This is a genomic window from Streptomyces sp. CC208A, assembly GCF_030010625.1.
Taxonomy (GTDB): domain Bacteria; phylum Actinomycetota; class Actinomycetes; order Streptomycetales; family Streptomycetaceae; genus Streptomyces.
This window is the reverse complement of the sequence record NZ_JASCXN010000126.1, coordinates 1-395: the sequence shown is the minus strand read 5'-3', so window position 1 is coordinate 395 and position 395 is coordinate 1. Positions and strand designations below refer to the sequence as shown.

Below are 395 nucleotides of genomic sequence, written 5' to 3'. Positions count from 1 at the left end.
AATGTGATGCACCACAAGCGACAACACCACCGAACCGTCCAGCAGTTCGAAGAGCACGGCACGGATCGGAAGCTCGGCCACCAGGTCGAAGACCTGACCAGCGACGGCAGCCAGTTCGGCATCCAGGCAGTCGACGTCGACGGGCCGGCATTCGACGGTGACCTTCGCCCTCTCCGGCGCCAGGACGCGCTGGCGCGGCTCGCCGTCGACCACCTCCAGCACGGTCCGGAGGGGGGCGTGCTTCGTGATCACGGCGTTCAGGGCGGACTCCAGCGCCTGGACATCCACACCGCTCTCCAGCCGGACCACCATCGGCACGTTGTACGCCGCACTCCCCCCGTCCAACTGCGAAAGCAGCCACAACCGCCGCTGCGCGAACGACGCCGGCGGAAACT

Annotated in this window: 1 protein-coding gene; it reads right to left on the bottom strand. The window is 67.6% G+C overall.

Going from position 1 to position 395, the window contains the following annotated elements; genetic code table 11:
- Window positions 1–395, bottom strand: a 395-nt coding sequence (locus tag QK442_RS36290) for a condensation domain-containing protein (protein WP_282698405.1), incomplete at both ends; no start/stop codon positions are given.